The following is a 10,993-nucleotide window of genomic DNA, read 5'->3' as shown; positions in this document are numbered from 1 at the left end:
TCTTCCAAATGCTTCGCCCCTACTGACAACTGACAACTGACAAGATTATGGCTCAAACTGCGATACAGAATCAAAGAGGTTCAAAAACATTACAGCCACTTGATGTTGAATTGCGTAATGTATTTAAGTTTTTCAACCAAGAACCCGCAGTCCACGGAGTGGATTTGGATGTTAGGCAGGGAGAGTTCTTTAGTATTTTAGGTCCATCTGGTTGTGGAAAAACAACGACACTCCGCTTAATTGCTGGATTTGAAAGGGTGGATGCTGGTAAGTTACTCATTCAAGGTCAGTTAATGACTGATGTTCCTCCTTATCTGCGACCTGTGAATACTGTATTTCAAAGTTATGCTTTATTTAATCACTTGAATGTGTGGGAAAACATTGCTTTTGGATTGCGATTAAAAAAAATATCCAAATCGGAAATTGCTAGTCGCGTTACAGATGCTTTGAAACTAGTAAAAATGGAAAGTTTGCGATCGCGTGTTCCCAGTCAACTCTCCGGTGGTCAACAACAGCGGGTAGCCTTAGCAAGGGCTTTGGTTAATCGTCCCGCAGTCATTCTCCTCGATGAACCTTTGGGAGCATTAGACTTAAAACTTCGCAAGGAGATGCAGGTTGAGTTATCTAATCTTCACAAGGATTTAGGGTTAACTTTTGTGATGGTGACACATGATCAGGAAGAAGCACTATGCTTATCTGATCGCATTGCGGTGATGAATCAAGGCAAAATAGAACAAATTGGTACTCCTAGCCAAATTTACGAAAGTCCGCAAACACCTTTTGTGGCTGACTTTATTGGTGATACTAATCTATTTAGCGGTGAAATTGTGGAAGTAGATGCAGAATCTGTGACAATTTCTACTAAAACCGGATTAACCATAATTGTTGGTCGTAATGAACAAACTCCTCTAAAAATAGCTCAAAGTGTTGTTGTTAGTGTGCGTCCTGAAAAAATTCAACTTTCCCTTTATCAACCTAATATACCCACAAATTGTTTCGAGGGACGACTAATTAATGTCATGTATTTAGGAACTCATGTTAATTATGTTGTGGAATTAATCAATGGTGTGAACCTCAATGTTTTACAACCCAATACTTATGGTAGCTTACCAGATAGAAATACACCCATTTATGCTTGGTGGGAAAAATTTGACTGTTTAGCTATTAGTCAAGATGTAAATTAGATGACTAACAGACGGAATTTTCTCAAAAAGATGGAGGCATTTTCTACCTTATCTTTAGGTAGTTGTGGTTGGCGACTAGCTAATGTGGGGTCAAACTATATTAGCTCTAATCAAAGTGACAAACTATATATTTATACCTGGACTCAATATACAGATAAAGAATTAATAACTACCTTCACGACCCAAACAGGTGTGAAAGTAATAGCAGATGTATATGAATCCAATGATGTCATGTTAGCTAAATTGCAAGCTGGAGGTGGTGGTACTTATAGCATCATTTACCCATCTGACTATATGGTACAAAAGATGGCGGAAAAAGGGTTATTAATAGAAATAGATCATAGCCGTTTAATTGGCTTAGATAATTTATTTCCCCAGTTTAATAATCCTAGTTATGACCCTAATAACCGTTACAGTATTCCTTTTAATTGGGGAACAACGGGTTTATTATATAATTCAGAAAAACTCACAAATGCCCCTGAAGATTGGGAGTATCTTTGGCAAAATCAAGATCAACTAAATAAACGCTTTACCTTACTCAATGATGTGCGAGAGGTAATGGGTGCAACATTACGGATGTTGGGCTATTCCTATAATTCCCAAAATGAAAATGAGGTTAAACAAGCATATCAGAAATTGCAGATATTAAAACCTGCTATTGCGGCTTTTGATACAGATGCTTGGCAAAATAAAATTCTGGCGGGAGATTTAGCGGTCGCTATGTGTTATTCTGCTGATGCCGTCAAAATTTGCCAGGAAAATCCCAAACTCAAATTTGTAATTCCTCGTAGTGGTTCTTCATTATGGACTGATACTATTGTCATTCCCAAATCTAATCCTAATATAGCTGGTGCTTATGCCTGGATTAATTTAATTTTGCAACCAGAAGTAGCAGCAAAAATTTCTGAAAGATTATATATTTCTACTCCTAGTCGGGCAGGATTTGAACAGTTACCAAAAGCAATTCAAGAGAATACTAATTTATTTCCTCCTCAATCACTTTTAGCAAAATGTGAACGTCTGACACCTTTAGGAAAATTTGAAGAGATTTATGAACGTTATTGGACTCAATTACTAACTTAAGGAGTCAGGAGTCAGGAGTCAGGAGAAAGAAGAAAGAAAGAAGGAGGAAAGGAGGAAAGAAAGAAGGAGGAAAATATTTTGTCCTATGGCTTTTACCGTAAATATTAATATCTCATTCAAGTGCATACCGCTATACAATCACTAATTTGCAAATGGAATCTTCTAGCGACCTGAACAAAATAGAGAAATTACAACCTGCTGGGAAAAATTGGTTATCTCCTTTGGGCTTACTAGCACCATCTGGTATTTGGTTATTAATGTTGCTAGTTTTGCCAACATTAATAATTTTTGAGTTAAGTTTAGTCCCGGATATTCGACCAGGAGATTTAGTAAATCCCAGCGGTTTAGGTAACTATCTTCGCATTTTTGAACCGATTTATTTAAAGGTGATATTCAACTCACTTCTTTTGGCATTTGGTACTACTATTATTACTTTAATTTTAGGTTTTCCCGTTGCTTATTGGATTGCTTTAATAGCACCGAAGCGGTGGCAAACTTTATTAGTATTAGCTTTTGTTTTACCTTTATGGACTTCTTCTTTATTGCGTTCTTACGCATGGATTACAATTTTACGTCCCACTGGATTATTAAATAGTATATTAGCCAGTTTTGGTTTACCCGCTATCAATATTTTGAACAGTAACTTAGCGGTATTAATTGGCATGAGTTACAGCCTGTTACCCTACATGGTATTAATTTTATATGCTTCCTTAGAAAAGTTAGATAAACAATTGTTAGAAGCTGCTGCTGATTTGGGTGCAAATCCCATGCAAACCTTTTGGAAAGTGACTGTACCTCAAGTTTTACCAGGAATTGCGGCTGGTTCGCTACTAGTTTTTATTACTGGGTTAGGAGATTTTATAGACCCAGAATTACTGGGTGGTACTTCGAGTATGACTGCTGCGCGGTTAGTTTATAATCAGTTTCTAGGTGCTAGTCAAAATTGGGGGTTTGGTTCAGCATTGAGTATGGTATTGATTTTGATGGTGAGTATTGCAATTGCTTTCGTGATTAAATTTGATCAAACTAAATAATTGATTTTCTATCTTCACAAAGGTACAATTATTTTTAAGTAAACTTAGCAAAGACTAAACATGATTGGGGTAGCAGTTATTGGCACGGGATTTGGTCAAAAAGTCCATATTCCCGCATTTCAAGCACATCATAATACTAAGATTGTCGCTGTTTATCATCGAGATGTCAATAAAGCAAAAACTATTGCAGAAACTCATAATATCCCTTATGCAAGCGATAATTTAGCCGAAATTCTAGCTTTACCGACAGTTGAAGCTGTCAGCATTTCCACACCGCCATTTTTACACTATGAAATGGCTAAACAGGTTTTGCAAGCTGGTAAACATCTTTTGTTAGAAAAACCTATAACTTTAAATGTCAATGAATCTCAAGAATTATATCAATTAGCCAAAAATCAAGGTGTAATTGCCACTGTAGATTTTGAATTTCGGTTTGTTCCAGAATGGCAATTTTTTGCTCAACTTCTTGCTGAAAATTATGTGGGGAATATCCGATTAATTAAAATTGATTGGTTGGGTTCTTCTCGCGCTGATACTTCTCGTCCTTGGAATTGGTATTCTACTCAAGAAAAAGGTGGTGGTGCTTTAGGTTCTTTAGGTTCTCATGCTTTTGATTATATTAATTGGTTATTTGGTCCAGTTCACAAATTAAACGCTCATTTAATTACTGCTATTTCGGAAAGAGTTAATCCAGTAACTGGAGAATTACAAGCAGTTGATACTGATGATACTTGTTTATTATCTCTAGAATTGGCAAATGGTACACCTTGCCAAGTTGCTATTAGTGCGGTTGTTCATGCAGCTAGAACTCATTGGATAGAAGTTTATGGTGATAAGGGAACATTAGTTTTAGGTAGCAAGAATCAAAAAGACTATATTCATGGTTTTCGGGTTTGGGGTTCTCAACCGGGAGAATCTTTAACAGAAATAGCAATTCCCCAACAATTTCTCTTTCCTCAACATTATCATGATGGGCGAATTTGTGCTTTTCTTCGTGTTGTTGATGAATGGGTAAAAGGAATTACTAATCATCAAGAAATTACACCTTCTTTAAAAGAAGGGGTTTATTCGCAATTGTTAATGGATTTATCCCATGAATCTCATGAAACAGGAAGTTGGGTAAATGTGCCAAGTTTGGAAGAGTTGGTTCTACCGCTCCCCTTGTGATTAAATATCCCTTTTATATATCCAGAACCATTGATGTATATAAGTTTTAAGTTTTATCCAAATTAATAGCGATTCCTATGTCCTAGGTCGCGCTAGTAGTTCGTCAAATTTATTTTGACGAATGATCGGAAAAAACTTCTGTTTTTCCCTCCTCTTCTCCCCCTGCTTGCCTTTACCCGTCATTTTTGGATTGACAGACTACTAGTTCCCTCTTAATGAGAACTTGGTCTTATGTCTTAGTGTAACTGATACATTATAATACTAATGCTACCTTAATAAAACCCACCTTCCGCTTGTTCCTGATAATGGATTTTAATACCATTTTTGGTAATTCATAGCGGCTCTTGTGTCTTTTCTCTACTTAGAATCTCATGTAATCAATAAGCTAAGGATTTTACTAGGGTATTGACATCTGGAAATTTTATGCTATTGTCAAGATATACAATCTGGAAGTTTTCATATCTAAAAATTAGCGTTGCGGAAGGAAAGAATTTTTTGCACGCAGAGACGCAGAGGCGCAAAGAGTATAAAGTTTTATTTGCTGAATTTTATTGACTATGTTTTGTGATATAGTAATCACGACTTGACAAGTAATACCAGTTAACATGAATAATCGTCAGTTGCTAGAAGTTAGCGAGTATGTATGTTTGGGGTTATCAGTATTGGGAACAATAGTAGCGACAGTGACGCAACAGGTGGTTTATGCAGTTATTCCCCTGAGTTTAAGTGTAGCTTTAAATTTAGTCAATCGTCCTAAGTTTAATTATTCCCAATCACAATCACAAATAGACCAATTACAGACAGGTTTGCAAAATATTACTGAAGAATTTCACCAAGTAGAAAAAACCATGAATACCTCTAATCAACGTTTGGAACAAATCGAAGCTTGGAGACAACAACTCAGCCAAATTATTGACCAAACAATTGAGATGGCAATTAATGAACGTTTGGGAAAACTTGAAGTTTACAAACAGGAAATTAGTCAAATTGTTGACCAGAAAATTCAAATATCAATGCAAAAATTAAGTACAGAATTTAATGCAGTTCATCAACAAATGCAAGTTATCAATAATCGGGTACAGCAATTAGATATTTCTTTAGAAAGTTTAGGTTCTACTGTTGATAAAGATGAATATTTGAGAAATATTGCAGAATTGCAAACTGAATTATCACAAATTAATCAACAGCTACAAGTCTTTAGTTCTCGATTTGCAGAAATTGAAACTTCTATCAGAAATGGTAATGAAAGCAGTCAACAGCAATTAGCAGAATTACGGGATAATCAAGAAAATCAAAGTCAGGAATTTACTCAGATTCATCAACAAATCGAAGTTGTTAATTCTCGATTTGCAGAAATTGATAATTCAACACAAAAATTACATCAGACAATTTTAGAACAAAGACAAGCGATAGGTGAAATTAAAGAAAAGCAAGAAAGTGAAAGTTGTAAAAATAATGATATCCTTGATTCTATTAACCAACGGTTGACAGATGGATTAACAGAATTAGATAGTTTATTCACAGCTTTGGTACAACCGTTACAGGTAGAAAATAAATCAAATTCCCAAACAAATCCAATACCAGAAACAGCAAGTCAAGAAAAAGCAGAAATTTCCACAACTAATAACTTAAATTCTATTAGCAATTCTATTAACAAATCGTTGAAAACATTAGATGTATTAACGGAATTAAATCCTTGGTTTAACCCGTCACAGTTAGCAAATGAATCAAGTATAAAAGAATCAGATAATTATCAAGAAACACTAGAAGTAATTCCTACCACATCTATAACAGATGACAAAACAGGAAAATTAGTATTTTTCAGTAATCTCAAAGGACATAAACATAAAGTTCTCTCTGTCGCTTTTAGTCCTGATGGTAGATTTTTAGCAAGTGGAAGTGATGATACAATAATTAAATTGTGGGATTTAGCAACTCAGCAACATCGCACCTTTGCAGGACATGGGGAATATTCTTGGTCTAGAGGGATTAATTCCCTAGGTTTTAGTCCAGATGGTAAATTTTTAGTAAGTGGCAGTGATGATAAAACTATTAAATTGTGGGATGTAAATCTAGGAATAGAAATTTTCACTTTTACAGGACATCAAGAAAGAGTTAATGCTGTCTCATTTAGTCCCTTGGGAAAAATTTTAGCAAGTGGGAGTAAAGACAAAACAGTTAAACTGTGGTCATTAGAAACAGGAAAAGAAGTTTACTCTTTCAAAAGTCATACCGATGATGTTTTATCTGTAACTTTTAGTCCCGACGGTAAACTATTAGCTAGTAGTGCAGGTGGTAATGATAAAACTATCAAGATTTTACAATTAGCTGAAAATAAAGTGAAAACATTAACAGGACATTCTGATTGGTTTGGAGGGATTACTTCTCTAGCATTTAGTCCCGACGGAAAAACTTTAATTAGTGGTAGTCAAGACAAAACTATTAAACTTTGGAATCTAGAAACTAGTCAAGAAATTAAAACCTTATCAGGACATTCTGATCATATTTGTTCCGTTGCATATAGTCCCAATGGACAAATTTTAGCGAGCGCTAGTAAAGATAAAACAGTGAAATTATGGTCAGTCGCTAGTGGAGAAGAAATTTCCAGCGTAAAATGTACCGATTCTGTAATTTACTCAATTGCTTTTAGTCCAGATGGTAAAATATTAGCGGCTGGGAGTGGAGATACAACCATTACTATGTTTCCCATAGCCTAAGTTTGATTCTACAGGTAGGGTAAAGCCTGAACTAAACCCTTACACCTCTAAGTTTTGAGCGTTGCTGATAGCCATATTGAAGTAGAAAAAAGGAAAATTAAAAATCTTCACCTTTGCGCCTTTGCTTCTTTGTGCCTTTGCGCGAAACATAATTTGAAACCGGGGAAATCTGCAATAGTAAGGATTATTTAAATGCTGCTATATTTAAGAATTGAAAATTTCGCCTTAATTGATCATTTGGAATTGGATTTTGGTGCGGGTTTGAATGTGTTGACGGGAGAAACCGGCGCAGGAAAATCAATTATATTAGATGCTATTGATGCGGTTTTAGGTGGTAAAGTCTCTAGTCGGGTGATTAGAACTGGCACAAATCGCGCTATAGTGGAGGCGACTTTTAGCGTTACTCCGCCCCTAGCAGCTTGGTTGAGTGAACAAGAAATTGATTTAACCGATGATCATGCTGTGATCATTAGTCGAGAAATTGCCACTACTACCAGTAATATCCGCAGTCGGTCACGGGTGAATGGGGTACTGGTAAATCGCCCCTTAATGGCAGGATTACGGGATAGTTTGGTAGAAATTACGGCACAAGGGCAAACCGTACAGGTGGGACAATCTGCCCAAGTTCGAGATTGGTTAGATTTATATGGTGGTGATGCTTTGTTGCACAAACGCCAAAATGTCGCTGCTGCTTTCATTGTATATCAACAAGCCCGGCAAGCGCTGGAAAAACGCCGGACATCGGAACGGGAACGGCTGCAACAATTGGATTTATTAACATATCAAGTCCAAGAATTGGGCGCTGCTAATCTTGATGATGCCCAGGAAATGGAACAATTAAATCAAGAACGGGAACGCCTGAATCATGTTGTGGATTTACAACAAATGAGTTACAAAGTTTATCAGGCTTTGTATCAAGATGATCAGGAAACTCGGACTGCTGCTGATTTATTAGCCGATGGAGAGATGACATTAACTCACATGGTGGAGTATGATTCTCAATTACAATCTTTGTTGGAATTGGTGCGAGATGCCGTTGCAGCGGTAATGGAAGTGGGGAGACAAATTAGTATTTATGGAGAAGGGTTAGAAGCAGATCCGCAACGGTTGGAAGAGGTGGATGAACGGATACGGGAATTAAAACAAATCTGTCGCAAATATGGACCGACTCTGACAGAAGCTATTTCTTATTATGAACGTATTCAAACTGAATTAGCTGAATTAAATAATAGTGAACAATCTATCGAAACTTTAGAACAACAAGAACAATTATCTTTACAAGAACTCCAACAAATTAGTCACCAATTAAGCCAATTACGGCGGCAAACTGCGGCTAATTTAGAATCTCGGTTATTAGCTGAACTCAAGCCGTTAGCGATGGATAAGGTGAAATTTAAAGTAGAAATTGTCCCCATTTCTCCCGCAGCTACAGGTGCAGATAAAATTACTTTTATGTTTAGTCCTAACCCCGGTGAACCTATTCAACCATTAACAGAAATTGCTTCTGGTGGAGAAATGAGCCGTTTTTTACTAGCTTTAAAAGCTTGTTTCCATCAAGGAAATGAAGTGGGAACAATGATATTTGATGAAATTGATGTGGGAGTTTCTGGTAGAGTTGCCCAAGCTATAGCGGAAAAATTGCACCAACTTAGTCAAGGACATCAAGTATTATGTGTAACTCATCAACCTTTAATTGCCGCAATGGCAGATCGTCATTTTCGCGTTGATAAATTAGTTATTAATAAAGCCAGAAATAGTAATGATGAACAGCGGACTGTGGTGAGGGTGACAAGTTTGGATAATTTAACTACTCGTCGGGAAGAATTGGCTCAGTTAGCTGGTGGTAAATCGGCAAATGAGGCAATTTCTTTTGCTGAATCTTTATTATTACAAGCTGCTAATCATCGGGAAAGGGGGAAATAGATGGTGAAATTGTCTGATAGCCTAGCGTGGTGCAAGCCGGATCAGGATGTCCAGGATTTTAGCAACTTTGTCAAATTTAATCAATAGCCAAAAGCGATCGCACTTCGCACAATACGGAGAGCGATCGCCATTAAGTTTACAACAACAAAATACTCAAACCTTAGATAGAAACTGAGGCTGGGGGATTAATGTTATTAACAAGTAAATCTGCATCTTTTGACGCTTCATTTACACGAATAATTTTTGCTCCTAATTGCTGCAACTTCAGATCCAGACGATCATAACCCCGATCTAAATGGTGTAATCCTTGCACTGTTGTTGTTCCAGATGCTGCTAATCCGGCGATAACTAAGGCTGCGGAAGCTCTTAAATCTGTACCTATAACTGGTGCGCCTGATAACATTGGCACTCCCCGCACAAAAGCAGTATTACCTTTAACACGGATATCTGCACCCAAACGATTCAATTCGGAAGCATGACGCAAGCGATTTTCAAAGACTGATTCATTAATGATACTGTCACCTTCTGCTACAGCTAGTAAAGCCATAAAAGGTGCTTGCATATCCGTGGGAAACCCAGGATGAGGCAAGGTATCAATATTTATAGCCTTGAGAGTTTTCGCTGGTAAAATCCGTAAGCAATCTTTTCCTTCCTCAATAATTGACACGCCAATCTCTTGCAATTTAGCAATAACTGGGATTAAATGATCCGGTACAATTGGGGATAGAAGTATTTCAGAACGGGTAATTGCCCCAGCGATTAACAAAGTCCCTGCTTCAATGCGATCAGGAATAATAGTATAGTCGGTTGAGTGTAATTTAGGTACGCCAACTACAGTAATTGTACTTGTTCCCGCACCTTGAATTTTTGCTCCCATTGAGTTGCAGAAGTTAGCTAAATCAACTACTTCTGGCTCTCTGGCAGCATTATCAAGGATGGTTTCTCCATCTGCTAAAGTAGCAGCCATCATCAAGGTTTCCGTCGCACCGACACTGGGAGTATCTAAGTAGATTTTCGCGCCTCTTAACCTACCATTATTTCCGGGAACATGAGCATTACAAATACCATGTTCAATTTGCACCTCTGCGCCCATTGCTTGCAGTCCTCTGACGTGCAAATCTACCGGTCTAGCCCCTATGGCACAACCACCCGGCAAGGGCATTTGTGCAACTCCTAGTCGGGCTAAAATTGGACCAATGGCAAAAAAACTGGCTCGCAGTTGGGTAACGAGTTCATAAGGGGCTTTAGATGTGGTAATTTCCCGCGCATCAACATCTAAAATGTCCCCTTCTCTATTTAAACGTAATCCTAAAGCTGATAGAACTTGTCCCATTCGCGCTACATCCGCCAATAAAGGAACGTTGCGAATGCGACAATCGCCGGAACAGAGGAACGTTCCCGCCATGATTACCAGTGCGGAATTCTTAGCCCCGCTAATGTTTACATGACCGCCCAAAGAATGCCCTCCACTGATTTGCAAGACTGAGGAGTCTGCTTCTAGTGAAGATTTGGCATCTGGTAAGCTGCTAGAAGAATTAATAAGCCTACCTCCAAAAGTAAGTAATTATAAAGGTTTGATGTTGGTTTTGATTCTATCTCGACAATCATCTAGCTAAAAGCGGGAAGATTTTTCTTGAAGTTGTCAAATGCCATAAAGTCGTTAGATTCTATCATGCGGTATGCCAGTTTGATTGGAAAAATCGGGATTAGCTAGATGTCTATTCTGGCAAATTTTTTCTTGACAAATGAAAATGATTAGGACATAATGATAAATTGTAAATAAGATTCAATTCCAGCGGAACTGGCGGAATTGGTAGACGCGCTAGATTCAGGTTCTAGTGCCTTCACGGGCTTCCGGGTTCAAGTCCCGGGTTCCGCATACCAG

Annotated in this window: 7 protein-coding genes and 1 tRNA gene; 7 read left to right on the top strand and 1 reads right to left on the bottom strand. The window is 37.6% G+C overall.

What is annotated here, in order from left to right; translation table 11 throughout:
- Window positions 1-47 precede the first annotated feature (47 nt).
- From FJR06_RS04005 to recN, 6 genes are all read left to right on the top strand, one after another.
- Window positions 48-1,184 carry an ABC transporter ATP-binding protein gene (locus FJR06_RS04005; RefSeq protein ID WP_015078615.1) on the top strand — a complete coding sequence of 379 codons (1,137 nt, stop codon included), beginning with the start codon at window positions 48-50 and terminating at the stop codon, window positions 1,182-1,184.
- Window positions 1,185-2,267: a spermidine/putrescine ABC transporter substrate-binding protein gene (locus FJR06_RS04000; protein WP_168650856.1), complete on the top strand. Its 1,083-nt coding sequence runs from the start codon at window positions 1,185-1,187 to the stop codon at window positions 2,265-2,267.
- A gap of 152 nt (window positions 2,268-2,419) precedes the next feature.
- Window positions 2,420-3,301: an ABC transporter permease gene (locus tag FJR06_RS03995; protein ID WP_041457620.1), complete on the top strand. Its 882-nt coding sequence runs from the start codon at window positions 2,420-2,422 to the stop codon at window positions 3,299-3,301.
- A 60-nt stretch (window positions 3,302-3,361) separates the two neighbouring features.
- Window positions 3,362-4,468, top strand: coding sequence for a Gfo/Idh/MocA family protein (locus FJR06_RS03990; protein ID WP_015078618.1), 1,107 nt, complete (start codon window positions 3,362-3,364; stop codon window positions 4,466-4,468).
- Window positions 4,469-5,073: 605 nt separating this feature from the next.
- Window positions 5,074-7,185 (top strand): WD40 repeat domain-containing protein, encoded by a 2,112-nt coding sequence (locus FJR06_RS03985; RefSeq protein WP_168650854.1) that lies wholly within the window; start codon window positions 5,074-5,076, stop codon window positions 7,183-7,185.
- Window positions 7,186-7,377: 192 nt separating this feature from the next.
- Window positions 7,378-9,108, top strand: a complete 1,731-nt coding sequence (gene recN, locus FJR06_RS03980; RefSeq protein WP_168650852.1) for a DNA repair protein RecN — start codon at window positions 7,378-7,380, stop codon at window positions 9,106-9,108.
- Window positions 9,109-9,268: 160 nt separating this feature from the next.
- Here the strand turns inward: recN and murA are convergent, their stop codons facing one another.
- On the bottom strand, window positions 9,269-10,648 hold the full coding sequence (murA, locus tag FJR06_RS03975) for a UDP-N-acetylglucosamine 1-carboxyvinyltransferase (protein WP_168650860.1): 1,380 nt from the start codon (window positions 10,646-10,648) through the stop codon (window positions 9,269-9,271).
- Window positions 10,649-10,903: 255 nt separating this feature from the next.
- Here murA and FJR06_RS03970 point away from each other — a divergent pair.
- A tRNA-Leu gene (locus tag FJR06_RS03970) sits at window positions 10,904-10,987 on the top strand.
- Window positions 10,988-10,993 lie beyond the last annotated feature (6 nt).

The organism is Dolichospermum sp. UHCC 0352, from assembly GCF_009711925.1.
GTDB lineage: Bacteria > Cyanobacteriota > Cyanobacteriia > Cyanobacteriales > Nostocaceae > Dolichospermum > Dolichospermum lemmermannii.
This window is presented reverse-complemented; position numbering and strand designations above follow the sequence as displayed.